Source organism: Phyllobacterium sp. YR620 (assembly GCF_900104165.1).
GTDB lineage: Bacteria > Pseudomonadota > Alphaproteobacteria > Rhizobiales > Rhizobiaceae > Phyllobacterium > Phyllobacterium pellucidum.
Genome location: NZ_FNJP01000008.1, coordinates 59,570 through 76,670, shown reverse-complemented (window position 1 = coordinate 76,670; position 17,101 = coordinate 59,570). Strand labels below are relative to the sequence as shown.

Sequence of the window (17,101 nt, the reverse complement as noted above, 5' to 3'; positions counted from 1 at the left end):
GATGCGTGCCTGCAATGCGTTTGAAGATAATTGGTTCAGCGGCAGGTGGCGGATTTCCGCAATGGAATTGCAACTATCGATTGAGCCGAGGTGCACGGAGCGGCGACATCAATCTTCGCCCCCGAACCCAGTCCAGCCTCATTGCGAGTGCAAACGGCACGGATTGGGTGGTATTTAATGCGTCTCCGGATATCCGTGAGCAGATTGCCGCGACACCCGAGCTCCAGCCTGCTTCTGCAGGCCCGTTGCGGTCTACACCAATCCGCGCGGTCGTTCTGACCAACGCCGACGTCGACCATATTACCGGGCTTCTCAGCCTGCGCGAACGCGAGCCATTTGCGATCTACGCCTCCCAGCGAATCCTGGAAGTTCTCGCAAGCAATTCCATTTTCAACGTGCTCGATCCAGCGATCGTCAAGCGGCGCGAACTTCTGCTCGATGAGCCTACGAAAATCGCTGACGCCAGCGGCAAGCCCACCGGTCTCCTTGTCGAGGCATTTGCCGTTCCAGGCAAAGTGGCGCTATTTCTCGAAGATCCAAGTTTGGCCGCGCAGGGTTTCGGCACCGAGACGGGCGACACGATCGGCCTTCGTATCTCGTCGTCGCAGACGCCACATGCAGCATTTTACGTTCCGGGCTGTGCAGCCGTGGACGCCAATCTGAAGCGCCGCCTGTCGAATGCCGATTGCCTGCTCTTTGACGGAACGCTTTTCACTGATGACGAGATGATCACTGCAGGCGTCGGCTCCAAGACCGGCGCGCGGATGGGCCATGTGCACATTTCAGGGCCCTCCGGTTCGATCGATGCACTGAGCAATCTCGGGGTCAAGCGGCGGATCTATGTCCACATCAACAATACCAACCCGATCCTGGATGAAGCATCGGCGGAGCGCGCCGCGGTCGGGGAGGCGGGATGGGAAGTCGCCCATGACGGCATGGAGGTAAGGCTTTGAGCGATTTCAGCAATGCGGCGGGAAGCGGCCTTTCGCCGGCGGAACTTGAGAACGTTCTGCGCGAAGTGGGGGCGGTCCGCTATCACAATCGCCATCCCTACCATCACCAGATGACCAGCGGAGCGCTGACCAAGGCGCAGATGCAGGCCTGGGCGCTCAATCGCTACTGTTATCAGTCGGTGATTCCGCGCAAGGATGCCATGATCATCGCACGCGCCGAGGACCCGGAATTCCGCGCCGAGTGGCGCAAGCGCATCGAAGACCATGACGGAAGTGATGGCTGGAACGGCGGAATTGCCCGGTGGCTGAAACTCGCAACGGGGCTAGGCCTCGATGCTGACGCCGTCAAAAGCGAGAAGCTGGCGCTGCCTGCAACGCGCTTTGCAGTCGGCGCCTATCTCTCGTTCTGCACCAACCGCACGCTGCTCGAGGCGGTGGCATCGTCGCTAACCGAACTCTTCTCGCCGGTCATAATCGGCGAGCGCGTTCCCGCGATGCTGGCGAAATACGATTATGTTACGCCGGAGATTCTGGCCTATTTCGACAAACGTCCGACCCAGGCATCGCGCGATTCCGACTTTGCCCTTGCCTATGTCATGAAACATGCAGACACGGCCGAGAAGCAGCAGGCGATTATCGATGCGCTGGTATTCAAGTGCGACGTCCTTTGGGCGATGCTCGATGCGCTGGCGCATGCCTATGGCGAAGCGGGCCACGTTCCGCCAGGAGCATTCGATCCGGAGAGAACATGATCGAAACCGCCCGTGCCCGTTCGCTCGTGTCGATGCAATCGAAACCGATCCTGAAGCGGCATGTCCGTCTGCAATATGATAGAGTGCGTGAAGCATGGGCCCTCCTGTCGCCAGAGCGCGTGTTCTGGCCCAATGAGGTCAGTCTTGATATCTTGCGTCTATGCGATGGGCGGCAGACCGTGGCTGAAATGATTGCCTCGCTCGGCGACCAATATGGAGCGGACGAAGCGGAAATTGCGCCGGATGTGACCGGCTTTCTGCAAGAATGGTCCGACAAATTTCTGGTGACGTTATGACGGAACCTGTCTTACCCCCGATCGGCATGCTGGCGGAATTGACGCATCGCTGCCCGCTGCAATGCGCCTATTGTTCCAACCCCGTTGAATTGCTCAAGGCCAATCGCGAGATGGACACGCAGGGCTGGGTCTCGCTCTTTGAACAGGCGGCCGATCTCGGTGTGCTGCAGGTGCATCTTTCGGGCGGCGAGCCGACCTTGCGCGCTGACCTCGTTGACCTCATCGCGTGCCTTGCGCGGCGCGGCGTCTATACGAACCTTATCACAGCGGGTGTCGGCATTGCTGAGGGCCGCATCGAGTCCTTTGCTGAAGCGGGACTTGATCATGTCCAGCTGAGTTTCCAGGGAGCGTTCGCAGCGACGACGGAAAAGATCGGCAATGCGCGCGGCGCTCACGAAAAGAAACTGGAGACGGCGCGACGCATTCGCGCCGCCGGCCTGCCGCTGACCATCAATGCGCCGATCCATCGGCACAATATGGAAGAGGTGCCCGACTTCATCGATCTCGCACTCTCACTCGGTGCCGAGCGGCTCGAAATCGCCAATGTGCAATATGCGGGCTGGGCCTTGCTCAACCGCAATGCGCTGATGCCGGAGCGGGAAGCCGTCGAACGCCAGGTCGAAGTGGTCGAGGCAGCGCAGGAGCGGTTGCGGGGCATCATGACCATCGATTTTGTCACACCCGACTATTTTGCCATCTATCCAAAGCCCTGCATGGGCGGATGGGCCCGCGACGCCTTCATGGTGGCGCCTGACGGCACTGTGCTTCCCTGCCACGCCGCCGCTACCATCAAAACCCTGAATTTCGAACGCTTCGGCGATTGGACTCTGAGCCGCATCTGGCATGAATCCTCCGCTTTCAATGCTTTCCGTGGTACCGATTGGATGCAGGAGCCGTGCCGGAGCTGCGAGCGGCGCGAGATTGATTGGGGCGGCTGCCGCTGCCAGGCGCTGGCGATCGCCGGCGATGCCGCCGCCACCGATCCAGCCTGCATCAAATCCCCGCTGCACGCGCGCATGGGCGCGCTCATCAACGAAGCGGCCGGAGCCAGCACTTCGGCGAATGGCGCCGAAACATTCACCTATCGGCGGATCGGGCGGGTCACGGAGCCTACGGCTTGACCAGCGACTGGCTGATCGTCTTCGCCAAACCGTAGAGGCGCTGCTCGATGATCGTCGGAACCTCACAGACATAGGTCAGGGATTGCACGCGCTCGTCGAAGATGCGCGTTTCCCATTTCAGACGCTCGTCCTGCCGGTCCAATTCTTCCGGATCCGCATCGGGCTTGGCGCGCATGGCATCGACAAGGGCGGCTTCCTTACGCAGGTCCTCCGCCATGTCGCGCTGGCGCATGGCGTAGCGTGAAATACCGGTCATCACCTGTTGGCGCTCGCGGCTGAGCGTGTCGAAGACCCCCTGAAAAACCTGAAAGAGCTTGTCGTTAGCCTGGTCTTTGGGAAGTCCGGCGGCAAATTCCGTTATCTGTTTCTGTGCGGCGTCGAGCGGGTTGCGGCGGGCAGCAATCTCGCTGACCAGATCATCGATCTTGGGATCGTTGCCCCAGTCGCTGGCTGTTTCGGGAATTTGCGGTCCGTTCCAGACCTGCCCGACCGAAATTTCCGGCACTTTGCGCTGGATGCAGGGCCAGTCCGGATCGTTGCTCGCCGCCGCATAAGCGGGAAGCGTAGCAAAAAAGGGAAGAAGCGTTGCCGAAATCAGGGCAATAGCGCGCGCTTGTCTCACGTATTTCCTCCCTCCTGCTTGCGAATGGTGAGACCCCTCGAAGGGTCGTAGGCAATGATGGCGCCGGTCATGAAGGCAAGCGTAAAGCCGCATACGACGGCAAGCGAAGTCCATTCGACCTGACCATAGAAGGCAAACCGGATCAATTCCACGGCATAGGTAAACGGATTGAGCTGGCAGATTTTGTAAAGCAGCGGGCTTGCCTCCTGCACGCGCCACAGCGGATAGAGCGCCGACGAGGCGAAATACATCGGGAAGATCACGAAGTTCATGATCCCGGCGAAGTTTTCGAGCTGCTTCACCACCGAAGAGAGCAGCATGCCAAGCGCGCCGAGCATCATGCCGGCAAGGAAGAGGGCGGGGAGGGTCAGGAGATAGCCAATGGGCGGCGCTTTGACACCCCAGAACCATGCAATGAACAGGAAGGCATAGACCTGGGTGATCGAAACGGCGACACCGGCCAGGAGCTTCGCTACCAGCAGGAACCAGCGCGGAAACGGGCTGACGAGGAGCGTGCGCATGTTTCCCATCTCGCGGTCATAGACCATGGACAAGGATGATTGCATGCCACTGAACAAAAGGATCATGCCGCACAGGCCGGGGGTGATATAGACCTCATAGAGCACATAGGTCTGATAGGGCGGGATGATCGAGACACCGAGGACCTGGCGAAAGCCAGCCGCGAAGATGAAGAGCCAAAGCAGGGGCCTAACCAGCGAGGAAATGAACCGCTCGCGCTGGTTGAGATAGCGGAGGCCCTCACGGATAAGAATGCCCTTGAGGCAGACAAGATATTGCATCAGGCCGAAGCGTTTGCGCGCCGAGGACCGGGGAAGTGGTACGTTTCCGGCAATGTCCGTCATGGTTTCTGCCCTGGGGTTAACGCCACGATGCCCGTAAGCCGCGAAAATGCTTCGTTGATCGTCTCGGCGCCCGCGCGTTTGATGACGTCGTGCACGGGGCCATTGGCGACGAGCTTGCCCCGATCGAGCACGATCACTTGGTCGGCATGGCTGACCTCGTCGATGAGATGGGTCGCCCAAAGCACGCTGATGCCCTCGTTCTGGACGAGCTTGCGGATATCGGAAAGGATCGTTGCGCGCGACTTGATGTCGAGCCCGACCGTCGCTTCGTCGAGCAGCAGCAGCGACGGTTGGTGCAAAAGCGCGCGTATGATTTCGATGCGGCGAATCTGCCCGCCGGAAAGGCTGCGCGCCTTCTCGTGCAGGCGGTCGCTCATGTCTATCGACATCAAGAGCTCATTGATGCGCTGGTTTGCCTGCCGCGAGCCAATGCCGTGGAGCGAGGCGTGGTAGGCGAGGTTCTGGTGTACGGAGAGGTCGAGATCGAGCGTTCGCGCCTGGAAAACAATTCCCAGGCGCCGAAGCGCGTCGCCGGACTTGCGGTTTATATCGTGACCGAAGACATGGATATTCCCGTGCCGCGTGGCAAAGAGGTGGCTGATCAATGAGAACAGCGTCGTCTTGCCCGCTCCATTCAAACCCAAAAGAACGGCAAAACGTCCGGGCGCAATCGAGAATGATATGTCATCCAGCGCTTGCCGCTTGCCATAGGCGTAACTCACCGAAGTCAATTGCAATGCGGGAACGTCTGCTTCCGGCAAAGTCCTGCCTTCGATACTTCTAAGTCCGGCATTTGTACCCATTGAGCTCCACCCTGGTACCGTATGCGGTATCACTTATTTGACGGTAATCTTACCCTTCATTCCCTTGTCGGCAAGGTCGGGAACCGACCATGTGTATTCGCCCGGGCGAACCGCGGTGAATTGAACATTGATCGTGCCGGGTGAATCGAATTCGAGCCAGGCGGGCGCCCCGTTCATGTGCACCTCGAGCTCGTTGATGACGATCTGGTTCATCCAGACGTTGCGGAAAAGGTCGGTAAAGAACTTGTATTCGAAACCGGCGGCCGAGGTGATCTTCCAGCGGTAGCCTTGTCCGGCGACAAGCTCGAAATCCTTCTGGTTTACGGCGAAGTCGTCGGTCTTGGAGCCAAGAATGAGTTCCGGGAGGTTCTTGCTCGCACGCGTGACCGCCGGTGCCTTGGTTTGTGCTTCGGCCTTCGGCTTCGGTGCCGCCTGATCGTCGTCGTCATCATCGGCCTGTGCAAATGCCGTTTGGGCGGCCACAATGCTCAGGAATGTCGCGAGGGCGACCGTCTTGAAATTTCTCATACTTTTCCTCCCATGATATGCGTCATTCATTGGTCAGTTCGGCGCCACCACGACACCCCAGGGCAGTTGCCCGACGGTAACGGACTTTATCGGCTCGTCCGTGGCCGTATCGATGAAGGTGATGTCATTCGAAAGCCCGTTGGTGCTGATGATGTTCTTGCCATCCGGTGTGAAGGCGAGCTGCCATACGCGTTGCCCAACGAGGATGTATTTCTCCACCTCGTAGGTCTCGGCATTGACGACCGCGACGCGGTTGGCCGGTCCGAGAGCGACATAGGCTTTCTTGCCGTCGGCGGTGATGCGAATGCCGACGGGCTGGATCTGTTCCGACCGCAGCCCCTGGATCTCGAACGTGATCTTGTGGGTCACTTCGCGCTTGGCGTTGTCGATAACCGACACGGTGCCGCCGACTTCGGCTGACACCCAAACCTCGGAGCCGTCAGGTTTGAACTGGGCAAAGCGCGGGCGGGAGTCGACAAGGACATTATCGGTGATTTCGTGAGTGTCGGTATTGATGAAATGCGCCATGTTGGTCGTTTCCGACGTGTTGACGATGGTCTTGCCGTCAGGGCTGACACCCATGCCTTCCGGCTCAACCCCGACCGGTATCTCGGCGATGACATTCTTGCTCTCGATATCGATAACGGTGACGAGATTGTCGTCTTCATTGGCAATGTACAGCTTCTTGCCGTCAGGCGAGAGCACGAAAAGTTCGGGATCAGGGCCAGAGGGAAGCGATCCTACGATCTCGCCGGAGGCGGTATCGATGATCTCCACCGTATCGTCGTCGCTGGCGCAGACGTAGACGAATTTACCGTCCTGCGAGATGGTAATTCCGCGCGGCCTCTGTCCGACTTCGAGCGTCTTGACGACTTCCATTGATTTCGAATCGACGACGGTGACCGTGTTGTCTTTCTCGTTCGACACGTAGACCATATTCGCAAGGCTTGGGCCCGCAAGGAATGGCACCGCCGCGGTCGCGGCGAGCAGGCGTAAGGTCCGTCGCATTCAGTCCTCCCAGTATTTTCTAGTTCAGTTTACACTTGGTCTCCGGCCTGTCGACGCCGAGCGTATCCAGCTCGGAGAATTGATGCAGGAAGCCCTCCTGCGGCGAAGTCGACACCACCCCGTGTCCATCCCCGATCAGAACAGGTTGCCGCAACTGCCAGTTCCAATTGCGGAAGGTCAGTTTCTGGCCCTTGAACGCGGCAATCGAGAAACCGTCTGACTTGATGTAGTCCTCGACCTGCTTCGGATCATTGCCTTTCGTGCGTGTGACCGCCTCGCCGACAATGCGGACCGCAGTCCATGCCTGCATGTCCTTTGATAGCATCCGGCGACCCGTCGTCTTGGCGAAACGGTTCTGGATTTGCGATCCGCCCCATTGTTCGCTGGCGGGATGCCAGCTCGAAGCCACAAGCCCCGCCGTGCCTGCAACCGGACGCGGCGTCCAGGTCCGATAGGGCACATAGCTGCCGAAGACCTCGCTTTCATCGGCAACGATGACGACGTCATGCTCGGGCAGGTTCTGGGTGAAAACCGGCATCTGCTTTTGTACCTGGATGACGCCTGTGTCAGTGCGGCGTGCGGTGCCCTTGTCCTCGTAAAGCCGCTCTTCGACGATGGTCGCGCCGAAACGCGTGGCGGCGCGCCTCATCGCATCGGCGTAAAGCTTGTCGCCGTCGTGGGAGCCATAAAGGAGCACCCATTTGCGCCATTGTTTCCAGACAAGATATTGCGCGAGGCCGTCAGCCAGCATCGAGCGGGTGGGCGCCGTATGGAAGACATTCGAACGGCATTCCTCTTCCCGCAGAGAATCGTCGGTGGCCCCGACATTGAAGAGGATCGCGCCATTTTCCTTGGCAAGATCGGCGATCGAAAGCAGTTGCTTGGCTGAAATGTCGGCGAGGATAAAACGATCGCCCCGCGCCAGCATTTCCTTGAAAACGGGCACAATGTCGGCCTGCGGCTTGGCTTCCGTTACATCGAGAATAAAGGATTGGCCGAGAAACTTGCCGGTCGTATTGTTGTCGTTAATGGCAACGTTTGCGCCGGCCACGCCCTCGTCGCGCGGCGGAATATCGAGTACGGAGAGCGCAAGTTGCGGCTCGTAGGCGCGCAGATAACCGATGCGTACATCAACCGCAGGTTTTGCAGATTTGTCGGGTTGTGTAGCTTGTGCGTTTAGGGAAGGGACGTTGACGAAGAGCAAAAAAAAGCCGAATAAAAACACGAGAGTGTTTGGCACCGTACTCTTCATGATCATACCATTCCGTTTTGCCGCCATTCGCGTCATGGCGGTCGCTTAAGAACAGAGGTGCCCAGAGTGTTTTTAAACAAGCCCGCCGAAATCTCAACCCACCGTGTCAGCTTTTCTCGCGCGTTGGTTGATGTGATGTTCATTCTGTCGGGAGCGCGCCAATGACGCAGATGCTGGCCAGCGTAAGGGATCGCCAGGAAGCGGAAATCGTCTTTCTGAACGGCGCCGATATCATCGATCTGAAGGATCCGGCAAACGGTGCCCTGGGCGCGGTGGAACTATCCAAGCTATTGGAAGTAAAGGATTATATTGCCGGACGCCGACCGCTCAGCGCTGCCTGCGGCGATCTGCCGATGCATCCGGACACGATCCGCAGCAAGGTCGAGGAAATTGCGGCGACCGGGATCGATTATCTCAAGGTTGGGTTCTTCCCGAACGCGCAACTCGATGCTTGCATCGAGGTGCTGAAGCCGCTTGCAACGCACGGAAAATTGATTGCCGTTCTCTTTGCGGATCATGTCGCGGAATATGATGAAAACCTCGTCGAGAAGCTGGCCGCGGCGGGGTTTCATGGCGTTATGATCGATACCGCGGAAAAGGCTTCGGGGCGCCTGCTCGACCACATGACTCCGGACCAGATCGGCCATTTCATCAAGGAGTGCCATTCGCACGAACTGATGTGCGGCGTAGCGGGATCGCTCGAGGCGCCGGACGTTCCACGGCTCCTTGCCTTCAAGCCGGATTTTCTCGGATTTCGCGGGGCGCTGTGCGCCGGGCTCAGCCGTAATTCGCCTGTTGACGCGCAGGCGACAGCGAAGATACGTGGCCTTATTCCGGAAACGGAGGGGCTGCGGGCGCCTCCGGGTGTCGACTACAAGCTGCTCGCCGCCCGCGCCTATTTTCCCGATCCCGCAGAAGCCGGCCTCGGAACCGACAAGATCTTCGTCAGGGATTTCGTCGTTCCCGTGCAGATCGGCGCCTACAGTTTCGAACACGGCAAGAGCCAGAAGGTCCGCTTCGATGTTACTGCGGATGTGCTCCGCGTGACGCGCAATCCCGAGGACATGCGCCATGTCGTTTCCTACGACCTCATAATGGACGGCATCCGGGCGATCGTGGCGCAGGGCCATGTCGAGCTCGCCGAGACATTGGCCGAACAGGTGGCGGCGCTGGTTCTGGAGAATCCACGCGTGACCCGTGTTGTCGTCCGGGCGGAGAAACTGGAACTCGGGCCAGGCGGTGTCGGCGTCGAGATCGAGCGCAAGAACGACATGCGAAATTCGGCCAAGTCGAGACAGGGCAAGGCCGAGCAGGTGCATGTGCATGGAGGCAGGAAGGGCGGCGCCTCCTCATGAAACCGCTTGTCGTGAAGCTCGGGGGGAGCACGGCGGGAAAGGCGGAAATGCAGCACTGGATCGACGCTCTCGCGACTTCCACCTTTCCGCTGGTGATCGTCCCCGGGGGTGGACCCTTTGCGGACCAGGTGCGGCTTGCGCAAAAGCGGTTCGGTATTTCGGATGACGCTGCTCACGCCATGGCGATCCTCGCCATGGATCAGTTCGGCGTGATGCTTGCCGAGCGCCATGACAGGCTTCGCCTTGCCCGAACTGTCGGCGAGATAGATTACGTGCTCGCGGCGGGACATTTTCCTGTCTGGCTGCCTTCGACCATGACGATCGACGCAGCCCATATCCAGCGCTCTTGGAATGTGACTTCCGATTCGCTGAGTGCTTGGCTCGCAGAAAAACTCGGTGCCAAAGCGCTGCTTCTCATCAAACAAACGGACGAATACCTGCATTGTGCATCGCTTTCTGCGCTTGCTCACGCCGCTATTGTCGATCCGATGCTGGACAAGATGCTTGCCTCCGACATTGATCTTCATATTGCCGGTCCGCAGACGCTCGCCGCATTGAAATTACCCTTGGCAACGATCCCCGGACACCCGATCATGCGTTGGAGTATTGCTGAAGACATGGGTGCTCAATGACACAACTTCATACGCCGCGCTGGGCTTGGGCCCTTACCGGCTCGGGCCATTTCTTCATCGAAAGCTTCGAGTTGATCCGTACGCTTGAGCACTGCGATATATTCGTATCCAAAGCGGCGAATGAGGTCCTGCGCATGTATGGCCTGAAGCTCGATTTCCCCGATACGATGCGCGTTCTCCACGACAAGACGGCCAGTTCCATCCCGATCGGAGGGTTCTACCACGGCGTTTATCATACGGCTGTGATTGCACCGGCTACCTCGAATACGGTGGCGAAATGTGTGGCTGGCATATCGGACTCCTTGCCCACCAATGTTTACGCCCAGGCCGGCAAGTGCCGCGTGCCGTCGATTGTCTTCGCCTGCGACACCGCTCCGGAACTTGAAACCATGGCGCCGGGCGGCATGGTCAAGGTCTATCCCCGGCCCATCGACCTCGAAAACACCGAGCGCCTGAAGGCCTATCCCCGCACCAAAGTTGTGGAATCACTTTCCGAACTGCAGGGGCTCATCGCGCAGCGGCAAAATGAGATCGCCAGCGATGGCTGAGCGCCTGCTGTTCCTGACCGGGCACCTGGCGCGGTCGCGGCTGGAGCGGGTTCTCGCGGACCTCGGGGAAACGACTTTCTCCTATGAGATCGTCGATATCGGCGTGAAGGTCGCGGCCTTGATGACCGAGGAGATTATTTCGCGCCGTTTGAAGCCGCCGTTGACTGCAGACCGCGTGATCCTGCCCGGGCGCTACCGCGGTGATCTTGCGCGGCTTAGCGACCGGTTCGGTGTGGCTTTCGTGCGCGGTCCGGATGAGGTTGCCGACCTTCCCGCCTTCCTTGGGAGGGCCGGTAAGCCGGTCGACCTTTCGCGTCATGACATGAGAATTTTTGCCGAAATTGTCGACGCATCGGCGTTGGGCATTGAGGCGCTGGTTCGGCGTTCAATGACGCTCAGCGCCGCTGGCGCCGATGTAATCGATCTTGGTTGCCTGCCGGAAACGCCGTTTCCGCATCTTGCCGAGGCCGTTCGCAGCCTTAAGGCAATGGGGCTCAAGGTCAGCGTTGATTCCGCCAATATCAAGGAGTTGGAGGAGGGGGCCGCGGCTGGCGCCGACTATTTGCTCAGCCTGACCGAAGATACCATTTGGCTTGCCGAAAAATATCGCGCGACGCCCGTCCTCATTCCCGCTTCTGCCGGCGATCTCGATTCACTCGGCCGTGCGATTTCAGCGGCGCAGACGGCCGGTGTCTCCTTCATAGCCGATCCGGTTCTCGATCCCATTCATTTCGGCTTTGCGGCCTCGATTGGCCGTTTCATCGAAGCGCGGAAACGCTGGCCGGACATTCCCATGATGATGGGCACAGGCAATCTCACCGAACTCACCGACGCCGACTCTTCAGGGGTTACGGCGGTCCTTGCCGGACTTTGTTCCGAGCTCTCGATCCAGAATGTGCTCGTCGTCAACGTCAGTCCGCACACGCTGCGCACCGTTGAGGAGCATGACCGCGCCCGCCGCATCCTGTTCGCTGCAAAGGAGGATCACGCCTTGCCGCGTGGTTACGATGCCGGATTGTTGCAGGTGCATGATCGCAAACCCTATCCGCACAGTATTCAGGATATCGATACGCTTGCCGCTGGCGTTCGCGATGCGAATTTCCGCATCATGACCGCGCCTGACGGCGTCCATATTTTCAACGGCAAGGGCCACCGGACGGCACAGGACGTATTCGAACTTTTCCCTGACCTCGGCGTTGAGGCTGATGGCGCTCACGCCTTCTATCTCGGTGCGGAGCTGACAAAAGCGGAAATCGCCTGGAAGCTCGGCAAGCGTTATGCGCAGGACGAGCCGCTCGCCTGGGGCGCTGCTGCGCCTGAGAAACAAGAGGACCGCACGAGGCTGGCCGAGGCCGGACATACGTTGCGGACAAAAAAGGATGTGGCGCCATGACCTACATCAGGGAAACGATCGTAACGACTGTGGACAATCAAGGCGCGGTGCATATCGCTCCGCTCGGCATTATCCAGCAGGACGACAAATGGATCATTGCGCCGTTCCGACCGTCGAAGACGCTGGAAAACCTCGTTGCAGTGCCCTATGCGATCGCCAACTACACGGACGATATGCTGGTTTTTGCCGGATGCCTGACCGGGCGCAAGGACTGGCCCACTGTCGCCGTCAAGGGTTGGAAAGTTCCCCGCCTCCAATCGGCGCTCAGCCACTCGGTTCTTAAGGTTGTTTCGGTCAATGATGACGGCCTTCGCCCCCAGCATCTTTGCGAGATCGTGTCGGAAGAGACGCACGCTCCGTTTACCGGGCTCAACCGCGCTAAGGCAGCCATCCTCGAACTCGCGATTCTCGTCAGCCGATTGCACATGCTGCCAGCGGACAAGATCGAGGCCGAGATAAAATATCTATCGATAGCCATGGAGAAAACGGCCGGCCCCGACGAGCAGCAGGCCTGGTCATGGCTAATGCAAAGAGTGAAAGACCATCACGATGCCCGCGATGCGAAAGGCAAGGATGCCATCCATCATGAGCATCATCACGGCTGATTGGGGCGTTCAGTTCCTTTAAGATGCATTGAGCCCAAAAGTGCGACCGCAGCAGCCGGCGCCGCCTTGCTCGCATCATCGCGCGCAGCATCGGTTGCCGGGATAAGCGATCCGAAATCGAGAAAGGGGCGTTCAAGTCGCGCTGCAAGACGCTTGATCTGCGGCCGGCCAATGCCCGCACCGACGATAGGTGCCGCATAATTCGACCCTATGCGCCGCGCAACGCGGAAGGCGCCGTCATGGATCATGCGCAGTTGACGCTCGCTGAACCACTGCGCGATATCCACCCACTCGTCGTATTCCAGATCGGCACTGTCGCGCCCGACCATGCGTGCGAGACGCGCGATAGAGCCGGCGACAGACTTTGCCTGGCGATCGGCCGATGGATATTTGTCGTCGGCTTCATCCAGCGTGCCGAGAATGCGGCCGAGATCGGCGGTGTTGGCGAAGTATTCGTTCATCAGGGGTGTCATGCGGCCTTGCACCGGTACCAGCGCCGCGATGCCGATAAGCGCCGAACGGGCAAATCCCGTGTAGACCAGTTCTCCCGTCAAAAGCCGCTCAGCATCGGTATAGCCGTCGATCGCGATCTCGCCGGTCTTGAAGGCAAGGATGTCGGTGGTGGTCGAACCCATATCGACGAAAAGCCCGCTGTCCAGGAGCTTGGCGCTTAAACTTGCCGTCGCGTGCCAATTTGCAGACGCAATGTCGCTTCCAAGCCCGCGCGCCGTCGTGACATCGCAAAATCCCGCCCGTCCCGCATAGATCAGCGTGTCATCGCTACCGAATTCGGTCTCAATAAGATCGAGCAGGCCGGCGATCCCTGCGTCGCGCGACGCAAAGGTGTCGGAAAGTTCGCCCGTCATGGTGAAGACATTGACGTTGCCCGCTTCGCGCAAAGGCCCCATTTCACGCAGCGCTGCGCGCAATTGGTCGATGCCGAGCCATAGTGGGGTCTTTAGGATTTGTGCGGAGACGATCTCACCGCCCAGGCATTTCGCCTGTTTCAGATGCGCGCCGCCAAGATCCCAACCGGTTACGAGGGGCTTTCTTTCGTTGGCAAATCGCGGTTTCATGGCACTCTCATCACGTGGATTCGACCCTGTGCATATCATTCCGGTAATCGACATAAAAGACGGCCGCGTGGTGCGGGCGCATCTTGGCGATCGTGCCAATTATCGGCCGATCGAGACCCCGCTGAGCCCGACGGCCGAGATAGGCGATGTCGCCCGGGGCCTCGCCTCGCTCTATCCGTTTCCGCTTGTCTACGTCGCCGATCTTGATGCAATCGAAGGTCGCCATCCGCCACTTCACCTGGTTTCGAAACTGCAGGACGCCCTCGCACCCTCGGCCATCTGGCTTGATGCCGGATTCTCGGCACGCGAAGAGGTTGAACAAGCACTGTCGTTCAAGGGAATTGTTCCCGTCATTGGTTCCGAGTCCCAGCGCGATTCGGCCCTTCTCAAGACGCCTGGCATTGTTCTGTCCCTTGATTTTCGCGGCAAGGTATTTCTCGGTCCGGAAGCGATCCTCGCGGATCCCCAAACCTGGCCGTCGCATATCATCGTGATGACCCTTGGCAGTATTGGCGCGAACGTCGGTCCGGACTTCAGTTGGCTAGCTGACATAAAGCGGCGTGCCGGCAATCGATCGGTGATCGCCGCCGGCGGCATCCGCGATACCGACGACCTTCACCAGCTCGCCGCGATGGGCATCGACGGCGCACTTGTAGCCACGGCGCTCCACAATGGTGCTCTCGCCTCAGAGGCGATCGCATCTTTCATGCACAAGGTGTGAAAAGGGCAGAGCCTTCGAGGAAGAGGGTGTCCCCTTCCTCGAAACCTAGAATCCCAAGAGTTTTGCCAACCGGCGCAGCAGGCCATCCGGTTCAACAGAGGGCGAGCTCTGTGCGGGGTTGTCTCTTGTCTATGCGCTGAAGGGGTGCTTCACGGAATCGCGCTGGGCGGTTGCTTCCGCGGCCGTCGGCTTGCCCGTTACTGCGCGTTGGATTGCTTCCTTCGTGGCGCGATAGTTGTAGTCCTGGATCTTCGCGTCGCTCTCTGCTTCCCAATGGATGAAAACGCCAACGCAGATGAAGATATCGTCGGCTTCGTCAGCAGGAATCGTTCCGTCGGCAACACTATCTTGAACCGCCTTGGCAACTGCATGCTGTGCCGGTCCGAACATCTGGACGGCCTGCTTGGCGCCCTTGATGGTTACCTTGTTGAACAGGATCGTATTGGGTTTGCATGCGAGGTTCGGAGCAATGACGGCAAGCAGGGAGGTGAACCCATCCTTGTTGTTCGTCAACGCATTGCAGAATGCCGTCTCAACGGCGCTGCCACGCGGCCCGATCAGAAGATCGATATGCGCAACTTCATTTCCGTCGCCAACAAGCGACTCGCCAACCATAACTTTATTGATTTTCGCCACAGCCTATTTCCTCCCTATAGCGGTCCCAAATGGTTCGTCCAAAGATGCCGCACCTCGAGACACGACGCTCGATGGACAGCTATCCTTGTTCGCAGCACCCTTGAGTTGGGGGTCGGTTGGCCAGATAGCAGCGGATGAAATCCACTAACGAAATTCAATCATTTACCTAGGGAATATGCAAGACCAAGTTGAGTTGTAGCGCAAAAAGGGTTGCAACGGTGAGGTCGGCGGACGTGCCCGGGTTGATGCCATCATGCTTGAGCTCGGCATCGAAGGCGAGGAGCAGCTTTTCCCGTTCAGTGCCGTCCTTAAGCGCATGGACACGCTCCAGTATATGCGCCGCCTTCTTGCGTGTTGCTTCAGCGCGCGCCGCGCCGAACTTGCGAGCGATGTGGCTGTCGGCAAAGGCCGACAGGTAATGGAGATAGACGAAAACGACGGGCCACATCTGCTCCTCGCCCGCTTGGACAGCGGCAGCGTGCGCGGCGAATCCGCCGCTGAAGATATCAGCAAAGCCGGTGGCATATTGGCGGCCAATCATGTCACGGTCGGCGGCTTCGCGCATCGCTTCGAGCAGCGTGACTGCGGGTTCTTCTGCCACGTCATGCCTGGTGGCGGAGCCGAGCCCGCCGGGTTGCGCAAGGACGATCGCAGCGAACGCATTGCGCGCGTCCTCGACGTCGAGCAGCGCAAGCACGGCATCAAGGTTCGCGCGCAGGTCGGCACCGCCGCGCTCCGCAGCCTGTGCCAGCGGCGCACAAAGGAGAACGATGCCGAGATTGGTGTTGGTTTCGACCTTCTGCCGCGTCGCCCTGATCGCCGCGAGGATGCGAGCGCCAATGGCAAGTTCAGGGTCCGCAATCGGGGTAGCCGAAGCCTGGGCACTGTCAAAGAACTGTGCGGCGCTCATCTTGTGGCCGTCAGCAAATCGATGCACGTTTCCCGGTTTGAGCGCGTCGATCTCGTGATAACAGGCATCGATATAGGCACGCCTTATCTGCTCCCGTGTCGGTTTCACGCAGCAGGCCTTTCATCGAGTGCAGGAGCGATGCGGGCGGCGAGGGCACTGGCGATACGATCGGCAATGCGCACCGGCACGACCGATTGCAAGCCGGTCCAGGCCGGCATGCTGTTGACCTCAAGGACGAGAAGGCGGCCATCGGCGGCGGGCACGATATCGATGCCGGCAAAGTCCGTGCCGATGGCTGCAGACGCGGCGAGTGCCAGGCTTTCGAGGAGCGGACGCACGGTACCGATAACGGGTTCGGCCTTGGCGCCCTTGGCCATGTTGGTGATCCAGCCGTCGGCGCGGCGCGCCATCATGCCCAGCACCTCACCCGCGCACGTAAAAACCCGGTAGTCGCAGAAGGGCGGTCCCGAATGCGCAACGTAACGCTGCAGGTAATAGATGTCGTCGACTTCCTCGGGCTGGGGGAGGTCATCGACGCTCCTGATCAGGCGTAGGCCCTTGCCTTGCGATCCAAATAGCGGCTTCAGCACCAGGGGGCCGTGCCCAAGCTCGCGCTCGGCAACGTCGCGCGCGTTGGCGAGGTTCTCGACGGCAAAGGTCTGCGGCGTCGGCAGACCGGCATGCGCCAACAGAAAGGTGGTCGTCGATTTGTCGACGCAGCGCTCGATAGCCTTGGCCGAGTTCCACACCGGAACGCCCATATGCGCGAAGGCGTGCAGGATGCCAAGCCTTCGGGTAATCGCCTCGAACGATCCTGATGATATCGAACGCACGATGACACCCGCTGGCACAGCGCCGTTCAATCCCGGGATCGCAAGTCCCGAGGAGAAACGGGTATCGAAAGCGATATCGGCAAGGTGCAAGGTGAGGATATTGAAACCGAGACGCTCAAGCGAAGCCTGTAATTGTCTGACCTGCCGATCGGCCCGGTCGGATAGGATCAGTATCGTTTCTGGCATTTACGGTC

General features: G+C 59.3%; 20 protein-coding genes. 10 read left to right on the top strand and 10 right to left on the bottom strand.

Annotated features, from left to right (window positions below):
- The first annotated feature begins 14 nt into the window (after positions 1–14).
- From pqqB to pqqE, 4 genes are read left to right on the top strand one after another with little or no spacing between them, the layout of a single operon-like run.
- Positions 15–953 carry a pyrroloquinoline quinone biosynthesis protein PqqB gene (gene pqqB, locus BLR72_RS21235; RefSeq protein ID WP_091951793.1) on the top strand — a complete coding sequence of 313 codons (939 nt, stop codon included), beginning with the start codon at positions 15–17 and terminating at the stop codon, positions 951–953.
- Positions 950–1,705 (top strand): pyrroloquinoline-quinone synthase PqqC, encoded by a 756-nt coding sequence (gene pqqC / locus BLR72_RS21230; protein WP_091951791.1) that lies wholly within the window; start codon positions 950–952, stop codon positions 1,703–1,705. The genes pqqB and pqqC overlap by 4 nt, the downstream gene beginning before the upstream one ends.
- The gene (gene pqqD / locus BLR72_RS21225; RefSeq protein ID WP_027232890.1) at positions 1,702–2,001 is read left to right on the top strand and encodes a pyrroloquinoline quinone biosynthesis peptide chaperone PqqD; all 300 of its coding nucleotides are present in this window, start codon (positions 1,702–1,704) and stop codon (positions 1,999–2,001) included. Before pqqC ends, pqqD begins: the two co-directional genes overlap by 4 nt.
- Positions 1,998–3,122, top strand: coding sequence for a pyrroloquinoline quinone biosynthesis protein PqqE (pqqE, locus tag BLR72_RS21220; RefSeq protein WP_091951789.1), 1,125 nt, complete (start codon positions 1,998–2,000; stop codon positions 3,120–3,122). Before pqqD ends, pqqE begins: the two co-directional genes overlap by 4 nt.
- Here the strand turns inward: pqqE and BLR72_RS21215 are convergent.
- From BLR72_RS21215 to BLR72_RS21190, 6 genes are read right to left on the bottom strand one after another with little or no spacing between them, the layout of a single operon-like run.
- Positions 3,112–3,744: a hypothetical protein gene (locus tag BLR72_RS21215; protein WP_091951788.1), complete on the bottom strand. Its 633-nt coding sequence runs from the start codon at positions 3,742–3,744 to the stop codon at positions 3,112–3,114. The two genes, pqqE and BLR72_RS21215, sit on opposite strands and share 11 nt — an antisense overlap.
- Positions 3,741–4,544, bottom strand: a complete 804-nt coding sequence (locus tag BLR72_RS21210; RefSeq protein WP_051615293.1) for an ABC transporter permease — start codon at positions 4,542–4,544, stop codon at positions 3,741–3,743. The genes BLR72_RS21215 and BLR72_RS21210 overlap by 4 nt, the downstream gene beginning before the upstream one ends.
- A gap of 59 nt (positions 4,545–4,603) precedes the next feature.
- Positions 4,604–5,410 (bottom strand): ATP-binding cassette domain-containing protein, encoded by an 807-nt coding sequence (locus tag BLR72_RS21205; protein WP_091951786.1) that lies wholly within the window; start codon positions 5,408–5,410, stop codon positions 4,604–4,606.
- 33 nt (positions 5,411–5,443) lie between these two features.
- The gene (locus BLR72_RS21200; protein ID WP_027232886.1) at positions 5,444–5,938 is read right to left on the bottom strand and encodes a cupredoxin domain-containing protein; all 495 of its coding nucleotides are present in this window, start codon (positions 5,936–5,938) and stop codon (positions 5,444–5,446) included.
- Between the two features lie 33 nt (positions 5,939–5,971).
- Positions 5,972–6,946 (bottom strand): YVTN family beta-propeller repeat protein, encoded by a 975-nt coding sequence (locus BLR72_RS21195; protein WP_027232885.1) that lies wholly within the window; start codon positions 6,944–6,946, stop codon positions 5,972–5,974.
- A gap of 19 nt (positions 6,947–6,965) precedes the next feature.
- Positions 6,966–8,198, bottom strand: a complete 1,233-nt coding sequence (locus tag BLR72_RS21190; RefSeq protein WP_091951976.1) for an ABC transporter substrate-binding protein — start codon at positions 8,196–8,198, stop codon at positions 6,966–6,968.
- Between the two features lie 161 nt (positions 8,199–8,359).
- Here BLR72_RS21190 and BLR72_RS21185 point away from each other — a divergent pair, with 161 nt between their 5' ends.
- From BLR72_RS21185 to BLR72_RS21165, 5 genes are read left to right on the top strand one after another with little or no spacing between them, the layout of a single operon-like run.
- On the top strand, positions 8,360–9,553 hold the full coding sequence (locus BLR72_RS21185) for a (5-formylfuran-3-yl)methyl phosphate synthase (RefSeq protein ID WP_091951784.1): 1,194 nt from the start codon (positions 8,360–8,362) through the stop codon (positions 9,551–9,553).
- Entirely contained in the window at positions 9,550–10,185 is a 636-nt protein-coding gene (locus BLR72_RS21180) for an amino acid kinase family protein (protein WP_091951782.1), read from the top strand. The genes BLR72_RS21185 and BLR72_RS21180 overlap by 4 nt, the downstream gene beginning before the upstream one ends.
- Positions 10,182–10,733 (top strand): flavoprotein, encoded by a 552-nt coding sequence (locus BLR72_RS21175; protein ID WP_027232881.1) that lies wholly within the window; start codon positions 10,182–10,184, stop codon positions 10,731–10,733. The genes BLR72_RS21180 and BLR72_RS21175 overlap by 4 nt, the downstream gene beginning before the upstream one ends.
- Positions 10,726–12,126, top strand: a complete 1,401-nt coding sequence (locus BLR72_RS21170; protein WP_091951781.1) for a DUF6513 domain-containing protein — start codon at positions 10,726–10,728, stop codon at positions 12,124–12,126. The genes BLR72_RS21175 and BLR72_RS21170 overlap by 8 nt, the downstream gene beginning before the upstream one ends.
- Entirely contained in the window at positions 12,123–12,731 is a 609-nt protein-coding gene (locus BLR72_RS21165) for a DUF447 domain-containing protein (protein WP_091951779.1), read from the top strand. Before BLR72_RS21170 ends, BLR72_RS21165 begins: the two co-directional genes overlap by 4 nt.
- Here BLR72_RS21165 and BLR72_RS21160 read toward each other — a convergent pair.
- Entirely contained in the window at positions 12,722–13,807 is a 1,086-nt protein-coding gene (locus BLR72_RS21160) for a hydantoinase/oxoprolinase family protein (RefSeq protein WP_091951777.1), read from the bottom strand. The genes BLR72_RS21165 and BLR72_RS21160 overlap by 10 nt on opposite strands.
- On the opposite strand from BLR72_RS21160, the gene BLR72_RS21155 reads away from it, so the two are divergent.
- On the top strand, positions 13,806–14,528 hold the full coding sequence (locus tag BLR72_RS21155) for a HisA/HisF-related TIM barrel protein (protein WP_244506789.1): 723 nt from the start codon (positions 13,806–13,808) through the stop codon (positions 14,526–14,528). The genes BLR72_RS21160 and BLR72_RS21155 overlap by 2 nt on opposite strands.
- A 129-nt stretch (positions 14,529–14,657) precedes the next feature.
- On the opposite strand, the gene fae is transcribed toward BLR72_RS21155, so the two are convergent.
- From fae to BLR72_RS21140, 3 genes are all read right to left on the bottom strand, one after another.
- The gene (fae, locus tag BLR72_RS21150; protein WP_027232877.1) at positions 14,658–15,164 is read right to left on the bottom strand and encodes a formaldehyde-activating enzyme; all 507 of its coding nucleotides are present in this window, start codon (positions 15,162–15,164) and stop codon (positions 14,658–14,660) included.
- Positions 15,165–15,330: 166 nt separating this feature from the next.
- A complete protein-coding gene (locus tag BLR72_RS21145) occupies positions 15,331–16,182 on the bottom strand; it encodes a triphosphoribosyl-dephospho-CoA synthase (protein ID WP_091951775.1) in 852 nt (283 codons plus the stop codon).
- Positions 16,179–17,093: an ATP-grasp domain-containing protein gene (locus BLR72_RS21140; protein WP_091951773.1), complete on the bottom strand. Its 915-nt coding sequence runs from the start codon at positions 17,091–17,093 to the stop codon at positions 16,179–16,181. Before BLR72_RS21140 ends, BLR72_RS21145 begins: the two co-directional genes overlap by 4 nt.
- Positions 17,094–17,101: the final 8 nt, after the last annotated feature.

Excerpts from the sequence above, each read along its gene's own strand:
- BLR72_RS21195 (WP_027232885.1), bottom strand. The coding sequence starts at position 6,946 with ATGCGACGGACCTTACGCCTGCTCGCCGCGACCGCGGCGGTGCCATTC.
- BLR72_RS21210 (WP_051615293.1), bottom strand. The coding sequence starts at position 4,544 with ATGCAATATCTTGTCTGCCTCAAGGGCATTCTTATCCGTGAGGGCCTC.
- BLR72_RS21160 (WP_091951777.1), bottom strand. The coding sequence starts at position 13,807 with ATGAAACCGCGATTTGCCAACGAAAGAAAGCCCCTCGTAACCGGTTGG.
- BLR72_RS21185 (WP_091951784.1), top strand. The coding sequence starts at position 8,360 with ATGACGCAGATGCTGGCCAGCGTAAGGGATCGCCAGGAAGCGGAAATC.
- BLR72_RS21170 (WP_091951781.1), top strand. The coding sequence starts at position 10,726 with ATGGCTGAGCGCCTGCTGTTCCTGACCGGGCACCTGGCGCGGTCGCGG.
- pqqD (WP_027232890.1), top strand. The coding sequence starts at position 1,702 with ATGATCGAAACCGCCCGTGCCCGTTCGCTCGTGTCGATGCAATCGAAA.
- pqqB (WP_091951793.1), top strand. The coding sequence starts at position 15 with ATGCGTTTGAAGATAATTGGTTCAGCGGCAGGTGGCGGATTTCCGCAA.
- BLR72_RS21140 (WP_091951773.1), bottom strand. The coding sequence starts at position 17,093 with ATGCCAGAAACGATACTGATCCTATCCGACCGGGCCGATCGGCAGGTC.
- BLR72_RS21175 (WP_027232881.1), top strand. The coding sequence starts at position 10,182 with ATGACACAACTTCATACGCCGCGCTGGGCTTGGGCCCTTACCGGCTCG.
- BLR72_RS21190 (WP_091951976.1), bottom strand. The coding sequence starts at position 8,198 with ATGAAGAGTACGGTGCCAAACACTCTCGTGTTTTTATTCGGCTTTTTT.
- BLR72_RS21205 (WP_091951786.1), bottom strand. The coding sequence starts at position 5,410 with ATGGGTACAAATGCCGGACTTAGAAGTATCGAAGGCAGGACTTTGCCG.
- BLR72_RS21180 (WP_091951782.1), top strand. The coding sequence starts at position 9,550 with ATGAAACCGCTTGTCGTGAAGCTCGGGGGGAGCACGGCGGGAAAGGCG.
- BLR72_RS21200 (WP_027232886.1), bottom strand. The coding sequence starts at position 5,938 with ATGAGAAATTTCAAGACGGTCGCCCTCGCGACATTCCTGAGCATTGTG.
- BLR72_RS21165 (WP_091951779.1), top strand. The coding sequence starts at position 12,123 with ATGACCTACATCAGGGAAACGATCGTAACGACTGTGGACAATCAAGGC.
- pqqE (WP_091951789.1), top strand. The coding sequence starts at position 1,998 with ATGACGGAACCTGTCTTACCCCCGATCGGCATGCTGGCGGAATTGACG.
- BLR72_RS21155 (WP_244506789.1), top strand. The coding sequence starts at position 13,806 with ATGGCACTCTCATCACGTGGATTCGACCCTGTGCATATCATTCCGGTA.